At 65.7% G+C, this 15556-nt stretch carries 12 protein-coding genes; 6 read left to right on the top strand and 6 right to left on the bottom strand.

All coding sequences use genetic code 11. The features are described 5' to 3' along the window. Positions 1 to 29: 29 nt before the first annotated feature. The 6 genes from gyrA to dnaA all read right to left on the bottom strand — a co-directional run bounded on the left by gyrA (position 30) and on the right by dnaA (position 11208). The gene (gene gyrA, locus ACLJPD_RS09850) at positions 30 to 2537 is read right to left on the bottom strand and encodes a DNA gyrase subunit A (protein ID WP_410871580.1); all 2508 of its coding nucleotides are present in this window, start codon (positions 2535 to 2537) and stop codon (positions 30 to 32) included. Positions 2538 to 2594: 57 nt separating this feature from the next. Continuing rightward, complete coding sequence (gyrB, locus tag ACLJPD_RS09845; protein WP_410871578.1) at positions 2595 to 4625, bottom strand: DNA topoisomerase (ATP-hydrolyzing) subunit B; 2031 nt, start codon at positions 4623 to 4625, stop codon at positions 2595 to 2597. Positions 4626 to 5117: 492 nt separating this feature from the next. Continuing rightward, positions 5118 to 5654 carry a DUF721 family protein gene (locus tag ACLJPD_RS09840; RefSeq protein ID WP_410871576.1) on the bottom strand — a complete coding sequence of 179 codons (537 nt, stop codon included), beginning with the start codon at positions 5652 to 5654 and terminating at the stop codon, positions 5118 to 5120. A gap of 132 nt (positions 5655 to 5786) precedes the next feature. Further along, positions 5787 to 6989, bottom strand: a complete 1203-nt coding sequence (gene recF / locus ACLJPD_RS09835; protein WP_410871574.1) for a DNA replication/repair protein RecF — start codon at positions 6987 to 6989, stop codon at positions 5787 to 5789. Positions 6990 to 7004: 15 nt separating this feature from the next. Beyond that, the gene (dnaN, locus tag ACLJPD_RS09830) at positions 7005 to 8180 is read right to left on the bottom strand and encodes a DNA polymerase III subunit beta (protein ID WP_410871573.1); all 1176 of its coding nucleotides are present in this window, start codon (positions 8178 to 8180) and stop codon (positions 7005 to 7007) included. A gap of 772 nt (positions 8181 to 8952) precedes the next feature. Next, positions 8953 to 11208 (bottom strand): chromosomal replication initiator protein DnaA, encoded by a 2256-nt coding sequence (dnaA, locus tag ACLJPD_RS09825; RefSeq protein WP_410871572.1) that lies wholly within the window; start codon positions 11206 to 11208, stop codon positions 8953 to 8955. Between the two features lie 671 nt (positions 11209 to 11879). Between dnaA and rpmH the strand changes: the two genes are divergently transcribed. The 6 genes from rpmH to rsmG all read left to right on the top strand — a co-directional run bounded on the left by rpmH (position 11880) and on the right by rsmG (position 15240). After that, positions 11880 to 12023 (top strand): 50S ribosomal protein L34, encoded by a 144-nt coding sequence (rpmH, locus tag ACLJPD_RS09820; protein ID WP_194826147.1) that lies wholly within the window; start codon positions 11880 to 11882, stop codon positions 12021 to 12023. Positions 12024 to 12045: 22 nt separating this feature from the next. Next, positions 12046 to 12465, top strand: a complete 420-nt coding sequence (gene rnpA, locus ACLJPD_RS09815; RefSeq protein WP_410871570.1) for a ribonuclease P protein component — start codon at positions 12046 to 12048, stop codon at positions 12463 to 12465. Next, positions 12462 to 12761: a membrane protein insertion efficiency factor YidD gene (gene yidD, locus ACLJPD_RS09810; protein WP_410871569.1), complete on the top strand. Its 300-nt coding sequence runs from the start codon at positions 12462 to 12464 to the stop codon at positions 12759 to 12761. The genes rnpA and yidD overlap by 4 nt, the downstream gene beginning before the upstream one ends. Positions 12762 to 12765: 4 nt before the next feature. Next, positions 12766 to 13845 carry a membrane protein insertase YidC gene (gene yidC / locus ACLJPD_RS09805; protein WP_410871568.1) on the top strand — a complete coding sequence of 360 codons (1080 nt, stop codon included), beginning with the start codon at positions 12766 to 12768 and terminating at the stop codon, positions 13843 to 13845. Positions 13846 to 13870: 25 nt separating this feature from the next. Beyond that, complete coding sequence (locus ACLJPD_RS09800) at positions 13871 to 14407, top strand: protein jag (RefSeq protein ID WP_056822606.1); 537 nt, start codon at positions 13871 to 13873, stop codon at positions 14405 to 14407. Positions 14408 to 14493: 86 nt separating this feature from the next. Then, on the top strand, positions 14494 to 15240 hold the full coding sequence (gene rsmG / locus ACLJPD_RS09795; protein WP_410871567.1) for a 16S rRNA (guanine(527)-N(7))-methyltransferase RsmG: 747 nt from the start codon (positions 14494 to 14496) through the stop codon (positions 15238 to 15240). Positions 15241 to 15556: the final 316 nt, after the last annotated feature.

Genomic DNA, 15556 nt, shown 5'->3' with positions numbered 1-15556 from the left:
TCCGTTCGTTGCCGCCGCTATTTGGTGTGTTACTCCGAAGCCACGTCGCCGAGGAGCTGATCGGGATCGGGCTCGTCGGCATTGCGCGCGATCGCTAGCAAGGTATCGCCATCCGCGAGGTTCATCAATCGCACGCCCTTTGTCTGGCGTCCGGCCTTACGAACCTGCTTGGCTGCGGTGCGGATAACGCCACCACTGGAGGTGATCGCGTACAACTCGTCCTCGTCGTCGACGATGAGCGCACCCACCAGGCTGCCACGCTTCGGATCGTATTGGATTGTCAATACGCCTTTTCCGCCACGACCCTGCGCGGTGTACTCCTCGATCGCGGTCCGCTTCGCATACCCGCCGGCCGTCGCGACCAGCAGATATGTCTCCAGACGGACCACATTGAGCGAGAGCAGCTCGTCGTCTGTATTGAAGCGCATGCCCTGCACGCCGGAGGTGGCGCGACCCATCGGACGCAGCGCCTCGTCGGTCGCGGCGAAGCGGATCGACTGACCGTGCGCCGAGACCAGGAGCAGGTCATCGTCGGACGAACACATCACCGCACCGACCAATTCGTCGTCATCGCGCAGGTTCACCGCGACGATGCCACCGGAGCGATTCGAGTCGAAATCTGTGAGTTTGGACTTCTTCACCAGGCCCGTGCGTGTCGCGAGCACCAGGTACGGGGCGTCCTCATAGGTCTTCAGCTGGATGATCTGGGCGATCTTCTCGTCCGGCTGGAAGGCGAGCAGGTTGGCCACGTGCTGACCACGCGCGGTCCGGTTGGCTTCGGGCAGCTCGTAGGCCTTGGCCCGGTAGACGCGGCCCTTGTTGGTGAAGAACAGCAGCCAATCGTGCGTCGACGACACGAAGAAGTGCTTGACGATGTCGTCCTGCTTGAGGCCCGCTCCCATCACGCCCTTGCCGCCGCGCTTCTGCGAGCGGTAGAGGTCGGTCCTGGTGCGCTTGGCGTAGCCGGTCTCGGTGATCGTCACGACCACGTCCTCGCGGGCGATCAGATCCTCGTCGTTGACGTCTCCGTCGGCGGCGATGATCCTGGTCCGGCGGTCGTCGCCGTACTTCTCGACGATCTCGGCGAGCTCGTCGCGCACGATCGCCCGCTGACGTTCCGGCTTGGCCAGAATGTCCTTGTAGTCGGCGATCTCGATCTCGATCTTGGCCAGATCGTCGACGATCTTCTGGCGCTCAAGGGCCGACAGCCGACGCAGCTGCATGTCCAGGATCGCGGTCGACTGGATCTCGTCGATGTCGAGCAGCTGCATCAGGCCGGTGCGCGCGGTGTCGGTATTGGCCGCGCGCCGGATCAGCGCGATGACCTCGTCGAGCATGTCGAGGGCCTTGACCAGGCCGCGCAGGATGTGGGCCCGCTCCTCGGCCTTGCGCAGCAGGTAGCGCGTGCGCCGCACGATGACATCGAGCTGATGATTCACGTAGTAGCGAATCATCTGGTCCAGGCGCAGGGTGCGCGGCACACCGTCGACGATCGAGAGCATGTTCGCACCGAAGCTGGTCTGCAGCTGGGTGTGCTTGTAGAGGTTGTTCAGCACCACCTTCGCCACCGCGTCACGCTTGACGGTGACCACGATGCGCATGCCGACGCGGTCCGAGGACTCGTCGTGGATATCGGAGATACCCGCGATCTTCGCGTCCTTCACCTGTTCGGCGATGGAGTTGACGAAGTTGTCGGTGTTGACCTGGTACGGCAGCTCGGTGATGACGATCGTGGTGCGACCGCGCGCGTCTTCCTCGATCTCCACCACACCGCGCATGCGGATGGAACCGCGACCGGTGGTGTAGGCGTCGTGGATGCCCTGGCCGCCGACGATCAGACCGTGCGTGGGGAAGTCGGGGCCCTTGACCCGTTCCATGCAGGCGGCGAGGGTGGATTCCTCGTCGGCCTCGTAGTTCTCCAGGGCCCAGTAGATGGCCTCGGCCAACTCGTTGAGGTTGTGCGGCGGGATGTTGGTCGCCATGCCGACCGCGATGCCGTTGGAGCCGTTCATCAGCAGGGCGGGCACGCGGGCGGGCAGCACGGTCGGCTCCTGCGAGCGACCGTCGTAGTTCGGGACGAAATCGACCGTCTCGGAGTCGATATCGCGCAGCATCTCCATCGCGAGCGGCGTCAGCCTGCACTCGGTGTAGCGCATGGCGGCCGCGCCGTCGTTGCCGCGGGAACCGAAGTTGCCCTGGCCGTCGACCAGCGGGTAGCGCAGCGACCACGGCTGGGCCATGCGCACGAGGGTGTCGTAGATCGACGAGTCGCCGTGCGGGTGGTAGTTACCCATGGTCTCGGCGACCGGACGCGCGGACTTCACGTAGCCGCGATCGGGGCGGTAGCCGTTGTCGTACATCGCGTAGAGCACGCGCCGGTGCACCGGCTTGAGGCCGTCGCGCACGTCGGGCAGCGCGCGGCCCACGATCACGCTCATGGCGTAATCGATGTAGCTGTTCTGCATTTCGGTCTGGATGTCGACCGGTTCGGTCCGGTCGCCCGCACCGCCGGACGGTGGCAGCGTGGTCTCAGTCATCAAATCTCCTTCGAGGGGCCGATATGCGAGCGGGCGCGCCCGAAAGCGCTGCGCCGCTTACACATCGAGGAAACGGACGTCCTTGGCATTGCGGGTGATGAAGCTGCGACGTGCCTCCACGTCTTCGCCCATCAGCACGGAGAACAACTCGTCGGCCGCGGCCGCGTCGTCGAGCGTCACCTGACGAAGCACCCGAACCGCGGGGTCCATGGTGGTTTCCCACAGCTCCTTGGCGTTCATCTCGCCCAGACCCTTGTAGCGCTGGATCCCGTCGTCCTTGTTGATCTTCTTGCCCGCGGCGAGCCCGGCCTCGACCAGCGCGTCGCGCTCACGGTCGGAGTAGGCGAACTCGGGTTCGGACCGCATCCACTTGAGCTTGTACAGCGGCGGCTGGGCGAGGTACACGTGACCGTGCTCGACCAGCGGACGCATGAAGCGGAACAGCAGCGTGAGCAGCAGCGTCGCGATGTGCTGACCGTCCACGTCGGCGTCGGCCATCAGGATGATCTTGTTGTAGCGCAGCTTGGCGATATCGAACTCGTCGTGGATACCGGTGCCGAACGCGGTGATGATCGACTGGACCTCGTTGTTCTTGAGGACGCGGTCGATGCGGGCCTTCTCGACGTTGATGATCTTGCCGCGCAGCGGCAGGATCGCCTGGTACATCGAGTCACGACCGGACTTCGCCGAGCCGCCGGCGGAGTCGCCCTCGACGATGTAGATCTCGCACTTGCCCGGATCCTTGGACCGGCAGTCGGCCAGCTTGCCCGGCAGCCCGCCCAGGTCGGTCGCCGACTTGCGGCGCACCAGCTCGCGCGCCTTACGGGCGGCCATCCGGGCCTGCGCCGAGGACACCGCCTTCTGCACGATGGTCTTCGCGTCGGCCGGGTTGGCCTCGAACCAGTGCTGCAGGTGCTCGTTGCAGGCACGCTGCACGAACGACTTGACCTCGGTGTTGCCCAGCTTGGTCTTGGTCTGGCCCTCGAACTGCGGCTCGCCGACCTTGACGCTCACGATGGCGGCGAGACCCTCGCGGATGTCGTCACCGGTGAGGTTGCCGTCTTTCTCCTTGAGGAGCTTCTTCTCCTTGGCGTACTTGTTGACCACCGTGGTGAGCGCCGCGCGGAAACCCTCTTCGTGGGTGCCGCCCTCGTGGGTGTTGATCGTGTTGGCGAAGGTGTGGACCGACTCGGAGTAGCCCGAGTTCCACTGCATCGCGACCTCGAGCTCGTGGCCGGTGCCCTTGACCGTGTACCCGACGACCGAGTTGTGGATGGCCGACTTGGTGCGGTTGATGTGGCGGACGAAGTCCACCAGGCCGCCCGGGTAGTGGTAGGTGCGGACCTTCACCTTGTGCTCGATCGCCTCCGCGGCGACGACCTCGGCATCCTTGGGCGCCTCGGCGGTCTCACTGACCACCTCGTCGATGACCTCGCCGTCGGCGACCCGCTCGTCGGTGAGCTTGATGGTCAGGCCCTTGTTCAGGAAGGCCATCTCCTGCAGGCGCCGCGCCACGGTCTCGAAGTTGTAGTGCGTGGTCTCGAAGATCTCCGGGTCTGCCCAGAAGCGCACCGTGGTGCCGGTGGCCTTGGTCGGCTCACCCTGCACCAACTTGCCGGGCTTGGCGTCCTTGTAGGTCTGAGTCCAGTGGTGGCCGTCGGTGTTGACCTCGACCTCGACCTTGGTCGAGAGCGCGTTCACCACCGAGATACCGACACCGTGCAGACCACCCGAGACCGCGTAGGAATCGGAGTCGAACTTGCCGCCGGCGTGCAGCTGGGTCATGACGACCTCGATCGTCGGCACGCCCTGGGAGTGCATCCCGACCGGGATGCCACGACCGTCATCGATCACCTCGACGCCGCCGTCGGCGAGCAGGGTCACCTCGACCTTGCTGGCGTGGCCCGCCATCGCCTCGTCGACCGAGTTGTCCACAACCTCCCAGATGAGGTGGTGCAGACCGCGTTCACCGGTGGAACCGATGTACATGCCAGGGCGCTTGCGCACCGCCTCGAGGCCTTCGAGGACCGTGATGGACGAGGCATCGTAGCCTGATTTGCCCGATGCGTTGGAGTCGTTGGCAGCCACTTGTCGGTAGCTCTCCTTACTTGCTGATCCCTGGCGCAGCGACCTGGGCAGCACGCGCACGGCTCCTCGGAGCCATCAGATCTCACGGACTGCACAGCACGCGCCGAAGGTTCGCCGCTGGTTACGTCACCATCCTACTGGTAAGCCCAACTTACAGTGCACCTACGACACCCCTGGCTTCGCCGGTAATGCAAGAAATCGGACTGGTCCGCCTCCCCGAGTATCTTGGCCAGATTTAGATGCGTGGAGGACCGGCAACGCGGCAGGCTCACCCGCCTCCCCGGGAACTAAGGCCAGACCCGGGTGCGGCGCGAGTTGCGTCGGCGGCCAGACCAGGTGGTGGGTCCAGCCAGCCCGTTCCCGGTGAGTTACCCATGTTCTTGCGAGACCAGCCGTAGGCATAGAGTTATCCACAGGCCCTGTGGATAACTTGATGCAATGCGGGGTGAGAGCGGCCCTCCCGCAACGAATCCGGGGCCGGTGATCGCGTGGTTATCCGTAGGTATCGCGCGGACCACGGCCCTTGACGTGGCGATCGCCCTTGCGCCAGCTCGGCGCGGCGGGGCCGGTGATCCGCAGCGAGGTGACCACGCCATGACCCACCGCGGCATTGATCTTGGCCAGGATCTGACCCTGCAACATCCGCAGCTGGGTGGCCCACGCGGTGGACTCGGCGGCGATCTTGAGCACACCGTTCTCCAGGGTCACCGGTGTGGCGTGGGAAGCGATGTCCTCGCCGACCACGCGAGGCCAGCTGCCGAACACCGTGCCCTCGGCTACCTTGCCTGACCAGCCACGACTCTTCGCCAGCGTGCCGCTGAGCGCACCGAGCAGCTGGGGATCGCGGGCATCGGGGCCCGCGCCGGACCACCCGCTGCGGCGCCTGCCACCGGCCCGCAGCTTGCGCACCGGCGAGGCCCTGCCCTGGCCGACGGACTTGCCACTCGCCTTGGCCGCGGCACGTGCGTCTTCCAGCGCGCGGCGGGCCAGATCGATGCCGCGCAGCTCCGGTGCGGGATCTTCGGGCACGGGTTTCCGCCTTCCGGTGTCGAGGGTGGCCGAGTGTGGGTGGAGTCTACGCCGGGGCGCCGACGGGCTCGTCGAGCAGCGATCTGGCAGATGTCCAGCATGTTGCGGGTTTTCCACAGGGGCTGGGGATAACTATCGCGAACTGTGCATATCTTCGGTGTTCTCGACAACCTCGGTGACAATCTGTGAGGTCCGCCGGTCCGCCTCGCCGGACGTCTGCACACGCAACGGTTCGGCGGCCAGTTCCGACGGCACGTCCTCGGCCACCGCGGCCGTGATCAACACCTGTTCGGCGCCCGCGGCCACCTCCGCGAGCGCGGCGCGTCGGCGGCGGTCGAGTTCGGCGAACACATCGTCGAGCAGCAGCACCGGTTCGGAACCCTCACCGCGCAACAACTCGAACGAGGCCAACCGCAACGCGAGCGCGAACGACCAGGACTCACCGTGACTGGCGAAGCCCTTCGCGGGTGCGCTGCCGAGCAGCAACTCCAGATCGTCGCGATGCGGGCCGACCAGACACACCCCACGATCGAGTTCCCGGTTCCTGGCCGCCGCCAGCTCGCGCAGCATGATCTCGTGCAACAGCTGTGCGTCACCGGCCTCGGGCGCCCTGGCCGGATCGAGCAGTTCCGGCGGCAGATACCCCGAGCGGTAAGTGATTGCCGCAGGACGTGATTCGGGCGCAATCGACCGATATGCCTGGGACAGATGGGGATACAGATCGTGGACCAGGCGCAGCCGTTCGGCGAGCAACACCGCCGCGTGGTCGGCGAGGTGGCCGTCCCACACGTCGAGGGTGCCCAGATCGGCACGCGAACGCGATTGGCGCCCAGCGGTTTTCAACAGGGCGGAGCGTTGCCGCAGCACCTTGTCGTAGTCCGCCCGCACGCCGGCGAGCCTGGGTAAGCGAGCTGTGGACAACTCGTCGAGGAACCGGCGCCGCTCCCCCGGGTCCCCACGCACCAGCGCCAGATCCTCCGGCGCGAACAACACGGTCTGCAGAATCCCCAGGATCTCGCGCGAGCGGCGCACCGGCGAACGATTGATCTGCGCGCGGTTGGCACTGCCCGCCTTGAGCTCCACATCCACCCGCAGTTCGCGGCCGGTGTTCACCACCGTGGCCCCGATCCTGGCCTGGGTGGCACCCATTCGGATCAGCGGTGCGTCGGCGGAGACCCGATGCGAGCCGAGCGTGGCGAGGTAACCGACCGCCTCGAGCAGATTGGTCTTACCGTTGCCGTTGGCTCCGAGAAACACGGTGCGCCCTGGGGACAACTCCAGGTCGGCGTGTTCCCACGACCGGAAATCACGGACCGACAGGTCACGGATGAACACTGGGCCCCAGCCGACTCAGCCGGGCAGCCGGACCGGCATCAACAGGTAGATGTACTGGCTCTCCAGCGCCGCGAACGCACCCGACTCGAGCACCTTGGGCTCCTCGTCGGAGGCGGGCAGCAGCACCGCGGGACGGCTGGGGGTGGTGAACCCGAAGGTGACCCGCTCGGTGTGCAGCGCGGCCAGACCCTCGGTGAGGTAACCGGGGTTGAACGCGATGGTCAGCGGTTCGCCGCGGAAATCGGCTTCCAGCCATTCCTCGGCGCGGCCCGCGTCGTCCCCACCCGCCGACAGCAGCACGCCGTCTGTGGAGAACTCGAGGCGCACCTGCGCACCGCGCTCGGCCACCAGGGCGACGCGCTTGATCGCCTCCGACAGCACGGCGACAGGGAGGGTGGCGATGGAGGTGTGCTCCTTGGGGAGCAATTGGCGGAACTTGGGGAATTCCGCGTCGAGCAGCCGGGTGGTGGTGCGCCGGCCGCCGTTGACGATGCCGAGCAGGCCGTCGGCGCCCCCACCGCTGCCCAGCGACAGCTGCACGGGCGCCTCGGCGGCACCGAGGGTCTTGGCGGCCTCCGACAGCGTGCGCGCGGGAATGAGCACCGCGGTCTCGATGTCGGAACGGGTGGGATTCCACTGCAGGTGGCGCACGGCGAGGCGGAAGCGGTCGGTGGCGGCCAGCACCACGTCGTTGCCCTCGATCTCGACCCGGATGCCGGTGAGCATCGGCAGGGTGTCATCGCGGCCCGCGGCGACGGCGACCTGGCCGACGGCCTCGGCGAACACGTCGACGGTGACCTCACCGGTCTGCTGCGGCACCTCGGGCAGCTGGGGATAGTCCTCGACCGGCATGGTCGGCAGGGAGAACTTGGCGCTGCCACAGGCGATGAGCACCCGGGTGCCGTCGACGGAGACATCGACCGGCTTGTTCGACAGCGACTTGGTGATGTCGGCGAGCAAGCGCCCCGAGACCAGCACCTGGCCGGGACCGGCGACCTCGGCCGCGACGCGCATCTGCGCGGAGACCTCGTAGTCGAACCCGGAAACCGTCAGGCCGTTCTCGTCGGCCACCAGCAACACACCACCGAGAACAGGCACCGGAGGCCGGGACGGGAGACTGCGCGCCACCCAGGCCACCGATTCGGCGAAGTCCTCTCGGGCGACCCGAAACTTCATGCTCGCAAGCTCCATCGCCCGATTTGTCCTCTCCGAGTTTCGAATCCGTGTGCGGTGTGTGTCAGCGGAGTTGAACTGCTGTGTCGGCCGCGCACTGAGTCTCGCACAACCAACCGACAAGCAAACGGTACCCGTGTGATGCGCGAACTCCGCATCGACCCTCCCGGTCGATTCCCGTCAACGATGCGCCCCGCTCCTCCTTGCCTGCCTGTGAGTGAACGCCCGACCGACTCGAGCTTCCCCAACCGAGTTTCCACACACCCTGTTTTAAAAGAATTCTCTCTAGAAGGAGAACTGAAGTAATAGTAGGCACTGTGGAATCTGTGGATTTCGACCGAATCCGCAGGTCAACAGGCTCGGTGGCCTGGGGATGGCCTTGGGGTGACTCGAGGATGAATCGGCGGTGGCTGTGGAGGCACGAAGTTGTCCCCAATCCATCCTCGAGTTGTCCTCGAGTTGTTCCACCGGATTCACCCAGTTGTTCACACGTCGGGCCTGCCTGGTGGTAACGGTGTGGATTCCTCGAGGACTCCACAGGAACTCCTCGAGGAATCCACAGGCCGGATTCGGCGATGTCGCAGGTCACCGCTAGTGCACAGGTGTTAGCGGATCGTCCTGTGGATGATGTGGACAACTGCCTGTGCATGAACGCTGCACACCCTCGCCCAACACCCTGTGCACCGACCGGTGCACAAACCTGGGGATTCCACAGGAATTCCTCGAGGAATCCACAGGACAAAAAAGAACACCGCCCCAGCTCAGGGCGGTGTTCCGGCTGTGGATGAAATCAGCGGGAGCGCTGTTTGATTCGGGCTGTGAGTTCTTGGACCTGGTCGTAGACCCGACGCCGCTCGGTCATCTCCTTGCGCACTTTTTTCTCCGCGTACATCACCGTGGTGTGGTCGCGACCGAACGCCTGCCCGATCTTGGGCAGCGACAGATCGGTCAGCTCACGGCACAGGTACATGGCGATCTGCCTTGCCTGCGCCAGCGGACGCGCCTTGCCGGGCCCGGTGAGCTCCTCGAGTGTGGTGTTGAAGTACTCCGCGGTGACGGCCATGATCGTCGCCGCGTTGATCTCCAGCGCCGCCGTGTCGGGCATCAGATCGCGCAGCACCACCTCGGCCAGCGAGAGGTCGAGCGGCTGACCGTTGAGCGAGGCGAACGCCGTCACCCGGATCAGCGCGCCCTCCAGCTCGCGGATATTGCGCTCCACCCGGCTCGCGATCAGCTCGAGCACATCGTGGGGCACGTCGAGCCGGTCCATCCGCGCCTTCTTGCGCAGGATCGCGATGCGAGTCTCCAGCTCAGGAGGCTGCACGTCGGTGATCAGGCCCCACTCGAAGCGGGTCCGCAGCCGTTCCTCCAGGGTGGCCAGCTGCTTGGGTGGGCGATCCGAAGAGACCACGATCTGCTTGTTCGCGTTGTGCAGGGTGTTGAAGGTATGGAAGAACTCCTCCTGGATACCTTCCTTGCCCTCGATGAACTGGATGTCGTCCACCAGCAGGATGTCGGTCTCGCGGTACCGACGCTTGAACGCGACCTTGCGGTCGTCGCGCAGGCTGTTGATGAAGTCGTTGGTGAATTCCTCGGTGGAGACGTACTTCACCCGCATGCCGGGGAACAGTCGCTGCGCGTAGTGGCCCGCCGCGTGCAGCAGGTGGGTTTTGCCCAATCCCGAAGCGCCCCAGACGAACAGCGGGTTGTAGGCCCGCGCGGGCGCCTCCGCGATTGCTACCGCGGCGGCATGGGCGAACCGGTTGGACGCGCCGATGACGAAGGTCTCGAACGTGTACTTGGCATTGAGGCTGGCCGACGAGGAGGACTGCGGTGGCGCCTCCTGCGACTTGTTGAAGTAGGTCGGCCAGTTGTTGCGATTGCTGACCACCGGCTCGTCGTCGACCGGCTGCGCACCAGGCTGACCGGGGAAGGGCTTGTCCTGGCCCTCGGCGCTCGACTCCTCGGCGCGCGCGGCGGCAGGCTCATCGGCGGGCCGACCACGGTTCGGTGCGCGCTGCGGCTCTGGTGTGAACAGCGACTCCTGCCCGGAGTGGTCGCGGCGCGGCGAAGGGGCTTGCTCACGGCGGGTCGAGGCGGCGGGCTCGGGGGCTCGCTGGTCCTGACGTGCGCCACGGAACTCACCGCGACCGCCGAACTCGCTGCCGGAGTAGTCGGCTACGGGGTACGCCGCGGTCGGCTCGAAATCGGTGCCGGGGAAATCGTTGCGCTCGCCCTGGTACTCGGCGGGCTGACCGTACTCCGACGGTGCCTGCTTGTATTCGGGCTGCTGACCGTATTCCGATGGCTGCTTGTACTCCGCCTGCTGGCCGTACTCGGACGGTGCCTGTTTGTACTCGCCGGGCTGATTGAATTCCGACGGGGTCTGCTGGTACTCCGGCTGCTGCTGGTACTCCGGTTCGGCCGGGTAGTCGCGATGTCCGGCGTAGTCGTTGCGCTCGCCGTACTCGCCCGCCTGGCCGGGGTACTCACGGCCGCCGTAGCTGCTCGGGTACTCACCGTTGGCCGGATAGTCGGGGCTGGACTGATACTCGTTGCCGTACTCGCCGCCCTGGACGGGATAGTCACCCGCGCCGTAACGAGGCCTGCCGTACTCACCACGCGCGGCGTAATCGGGAACGCTGAAATCGGGGCCGGGATAGCCGGCGGGCGGGCGAACCTGCTCACGCGGCCGCTCCGGCCTGCTCGTCATCCTGGCGTGCCGAGGTGAACTACCGGCGCGCTCCCCCGCGGCCGGGCTCGGCGCGGCGATGCGCACCCCGAGTCCTTCCACCTGAGGACCGAGCCGTCGGCCGAGCGATCGCAGGATCGGCTCGCGCAGATCACGCTCGATCGCCTCCTGTGCCAGCGAGGACGGAACCGACAGCAACGCGAAACCCTGCGCGACGGTGAGCGGCTTCACCAGCTTCAACCAGGCCTGCTGCGCGCGACTCACCGCGGGGATGGCGCCGTCGGCGGAGCCGGTGGTGAGCTCGGCAACCACCTCCGGCCACACTGTGGCCAGCACATTCTGCTCGTCGTCCATGCAGCGTCCTCCCCGGATGCGGTTTGTTGGCTCCCACGGCCAGGCGCGTGCCGAATCGCGCCTGTGACCAGGCGTGATTCGGTGAACCCTGCGAAATCCAGTGATCCTGCGTACAACCGAAGCCGGTTCGAACACCGTGAAGTCCGGTCGTTCCGAACTGCGGCGCGGGCACCGTCGGCCCTACGAATATGCCACTGAGGCCGTCTATCCACACAATTATCCACAGATGTGGACAAACCTGGGGATAAAGGAATTCCACCAGCGTGTGGCGGTGATCGGGGCTGGACCTGCGGTTCTTCAGCAATCCCCCGGCTACAGAGGTTAGCGGGCCGCGGCGCGCAGCGCCAGAGCTGTGGAGCAACTCACGAAAAGTCGCCGCATGCGTCATTGCGCCCCGGGCGTGTCGTGCCTGGTCGGTCCGGTTCCTGGGTCGGCGCGGGCGTCCGGTAGCCTGGACATCGTGCCGGTGACAGGTACGTGGGGGCCGAGTTTGACCCGTTCCTTCGAGGTAAGTACCCTCGTACAGTCACCCCTTGGCGCGGTTGGCGGCTGTCTGCTGCACACTGATCGCCAAGGCAATCTGTGCGTAGACCGCGGTCCGCAGCGCAGACAAATCATTTGTACAGACTTCGGGCGCCGAATGGTGCCCACCTACTACAGGAGTGTTGACCGTGGCCAAGGGCAAGCGGACGTTCCAGCCGAACAACCGTCGTCGGGCACGCGTCCACGGCTTCCGTCTCCGGATGCGTACCCGTGCGGGTCGCGCCATCGTTGGGGCGCGTCGCCGTAAGGGCCGTACCGAACTGACTGCCTGATCGCGCGTAGTCGGACGCTCGGGTGTTGCCTGAGCCGTATCGGTTGCACCACCGTGCCGAATTCTCCCGCACGGTGCGCCGCGGTCAGCGAATCGGGAGGCGAGATCTCGTCGTACACGCGCTCACGCACGGGTACGACGATCTCGCCGACGGCGATTCCCTGGTCCGCGTAGGCGGTCCTCGGTTCGGGCTGATTGTCAGCAAGGCGGTGGGTAACGCGGTGGTTCGCCACCGGGTGGCCCGCCGCCTGCGTCATATGTGCGCCCAGGTGGTCGACGAACTACCGGTCGGCACCGACGTCGTGATCCGGGCACTGCCCGGTGCCGCCACCGCCGATTCCGCCGAGTTGCTGCGCCAGCTGCGCGCCGGCCTGCGCAAGCTCGGCTTGCGCGGGGAACCGGAGCCTGCGCTCGGTCGCACCCCGGCCGGTGAACGGCGATGAGGACGCTCACCCGCTTACCCGCTAAAGGCCTGATCGCGCTGATCGAGCTCTACCGGACCTATGTCTCCCCCACTCGACTGCCGATCTGCCGGTTCACCCCCACCTGCAGTGAGTACGCGGTGACTGCCTTGCGTACCCGCGGGCTGGTCGTCGGATCGGCACTCACGGTCGTGCGGCTCGCGAAATGCGCGCCCTGGCACCCTGGAGGGTGGGATCCCGTGCCTGAGCGCGGGTCGAATGCCTGCACAAAGTCATCGCCCGCGCTGATCGGCGATACGAACGACGGGAGTACCTAGAGCCGTGCTCGACATCATCTATTGGCCGGTATCCGCAATTCTGTGGTTCTGGCACAAAGCCTTCGGGTTTGTGTTCGGAGCAGACAGTGGGCTCACGTGGAGCCTCGCCGTGGTGTTCCTGGTCTTCACGCTGCGGCTGGTGCTGTACAAGCCGTTCGTGAAGCAGGTGCGCACCACCAAGCAGATGCAAGAGCTGCAGCCCCAGATCAAGGAGCTGCAGAAGAAGTACAAGAACGACCGCGAGACCATGGCGAAGGAGATGCAGAAGCTCCAGAAGGAGCACGGCTTCAACCCGCTCATGGGTTGCCTGCCGGTCCTGGTGCAGGTGCCGGTCTTCCTCGGACTGTTCCACGTGCTGCGCTCGTTCAACCGGACCGGCCACGGTTGGGGTCAGCTGGGTATGAGCGCGTACGACAACGCGCACACCCCGAACTACATCTTCAGCGCGACCGACGTCCAGTCGTTCCTGAGCGCCCGCATCTTCGGTGCGCCGATCGCGTCCTTCATCACCGCGCCCGTCAGCGAGATGCAGGCGTTCGCCGATTGGGGCGGTACGCCGACCAAGCTGAACATCGCGATGGTCGCGGTTCCGTTGATGATCATCGCCGGTCTGGCGACCCACTTCAACGCCCGCGCCTCGGTCCAGCGGCAGACCCCCGAAGCCGCGGCCAACCCGCAGGCCGCCATCATGAACAAGCTGTCGCTGTGGGTCTTCCCGCTCGGCGTGATGGTCGGTGGCCCCTTCCTGATGATCGGCATCCTGCTCTACTGGGTCGCCAACAACATCTGGACCTACGGACAGCAGCACCTGGTGTTCGGCCGGATGGAAAAGGAAGACGAAGAGCGCAAGCAGAAGAAGCTCGAGCTGCGGGCGCAGAACGCACCCAAGCCCGGTGCCAAGCCGGTCGACATCCGCAAGCGAGGGCAGGACGCCCCGGCCGACGACGAGTCTTCGACCAACGGCACCGCCGCGACGAACGGCACCCCCAAGCAGGCGGCCAAGCAAGGTGGCGGCAAGCGCAGGCCCGGCGGACAGCAGCGGCCGGGCAACCGCGGCCGTGCGAACCAGAAGCGTAAGCGCTGAGACGCGATCGGATAGAGGGAATCCAATGACTGTTGAGACCGAGACCGACGGAGGGGACGCCACTGTGGCGACGACTGCTGTTGACGTCGTGAACGACGCCGAAGAAGCGTTGATCGAAGAGGGCGAGATCGCGGGCGACTACCTCGAGCAGCTACTCGACGTGCTCGACTTCGACGGCGATATCGACCTCGATGTCGAGGGTGACCGCGCCATCGTGAGCATCGACGGCGGCCGTGATCTGACCAAGCTGGTCGGGCGAAACGGTGAAGTTCTCGACGCGCTGCAGGAGCTCACCCGGTTGGCTGTGCAGCAGGCGACCGGGGTGCGTAGTCGGCTGATGCTCGATGTGGCCGGTTGGCGTGCGCAGCGCCGCACCGATCTGAGCGAGATCGGCGTCGCCGCCGCGAAGCGGGTGCTCGAGTCGGGAGCGCCCGAGGCGCTGTCCGCGATGACACCGTTCGAGCGCAAGATCGTGCACGATGCTGTCGCCGATATCGAGGGCGTGGCGAGCGAGAGCGAAGGCGTCGAGCCGAATCGTCACGTGGTGGTCGTCCCCGAGTAGGCTGACACCCGCCGTAACCACGAACGATGTGATTAGGCCTCCGGTCTCGGACCGGGGGCTTTTTCATTTGCCCTCAACGGAGAAGGATGTTTCACGTGGAACGAGAACTGGGTGCGCCGTCCGACGAGCTGGAACCGCCCGCCGCCGCTGCCCGAGTATTCGGCGACCGCTTGGACATCGCCCGCCGGTACTGTGCGGCACTGGCGACGGCCGGCGTGGAGCGCGGTCTCATCGGCCCGCGCGAAGTCCCCCGGCTCTGGGAACGGCACATCCTCAACTGCGCGGTGATCGGCGAGTTGATCGATGAAGGCGCTGCGGTCGTCGATATCGGTAGTGGCGCGGGTCTCCCCGGAATCCCCTTGGCGATCGCACGTCCCGACCTTCGCATCACTCTCGTGGAACCACTACTGCGCCGGACGATCTTCCTGAGTGAATTCATCGAGGAAGCCGGGCTGGACGTCACGGTGGTTCGCGGTCGAGCCGAACAGTCCGGCGTGATCAAGGAAGCCGGCGGTGCGGATGTCGTTACTTCGCGCGCGGTCGCTCCCCTCGCCAAACTCGCCCACTGGTCGCTTCCCCTTCTCCGGGACCACGGTCGGATGCTCGCGCTCAAAGGAACCAGTGCCGCCGAAGAACTCGAGCGTGATGGGGCTGCGTTGATTCATGACGGTGCTACTGATCTTCGTGTTGTTGGTTGTGGTGCGGGGATTGTGGAAATTCCGACTCTTGTTATCAGTGCCGAACTCCTCCCCCGTGGTGAGCGTCCGACTCGTCGGAGTGAGCGGAAGGCTGCTGGTGTGGAGAAGAGGGCTCGGAAGCGTCGCGAATCTTGATTGGTGTGGGGGTGTTCTGTTGGGCGGGGTTTTGTCTTTCGTAACGTGACGAATTGGGTCGAGGGGTCTTGTGTGGGGCTGGGGCGGGGTTGTTTTTGGTAGGTGTGGTGGGGTGTTGCGATTGGGGGGTGGGGGTGTTTCACGTGGAACGTGGGGTGGTCTTTTTATTGCGGGGATTGGGCGCGGTGGGATTGGGGCGCGGTGGTTGGGTTGGGTGGGGTGTGGAAGACAGGGACAGGCCGAGGTGAACTTTGTGGTGGGAGTTCGGGGGTTGGGTTGGGTGGTTGTGGAAGGCGGGGACGGGCTGGGTGCATGG

Origin of the sequence: Nocardia sp. A7, from assembly GCF_046549215.1 — a bacterium.
Taxonomy (GTDB): domain Bacteria; phylum Actinomycetota; class Actinomycetes; order Mycobacteriales; family Mycobacteriaceae; genus Nocardia.
This window is presented reverse-complemented; position numbering and strand designations above follow the sequence as displayed.

Excerpts from the sequence above, each read along its gene's own strand:
- gyrA (WP_410871580.1), bottom strand. The coding sequence starts at position 2,537 with ATGACTGAGACCACGCTGCCACCGTCCGGCGGTGCGGGCGACCGGACC.
- dnaN (WP_410871573.1), bottom strand. The coding sequence starts at position 8,180 with ATGGAGCTTGCGAGCATGAAGTTTCGGGTCGCCCGAGAGGACTTCGCC.
- ACLJPD_RS09800 (WP_056822606.1), top strand. The coding sequence starts at position 13,871 with ATGACTGTTGAGACCGAGACCGACGGAGGGGACGCCACTGTGGCGACG.
- rsmG (WP_410871567.1), top strand. The coding sequence starts at position 14,494 with ATGTTTCACGTGGAACGAGAACTGGGTGCGCCGTCCGACGAGCTGGAA.
- yidD (WP_410871569.1), top strand. The coding sequence starts at position 12,462 with ATGAGGACGCTCACCCGCTTACCCGCTAAAGGCCTGATCGCGCTGATC.
- dnaA (WP_410871572.1), bottom strand. The coding sequence starts at position 11,208 with ATGGACGACGAGCAGAATGTGCTGGCCACAGTGTGGCCGGAGGTGGTT.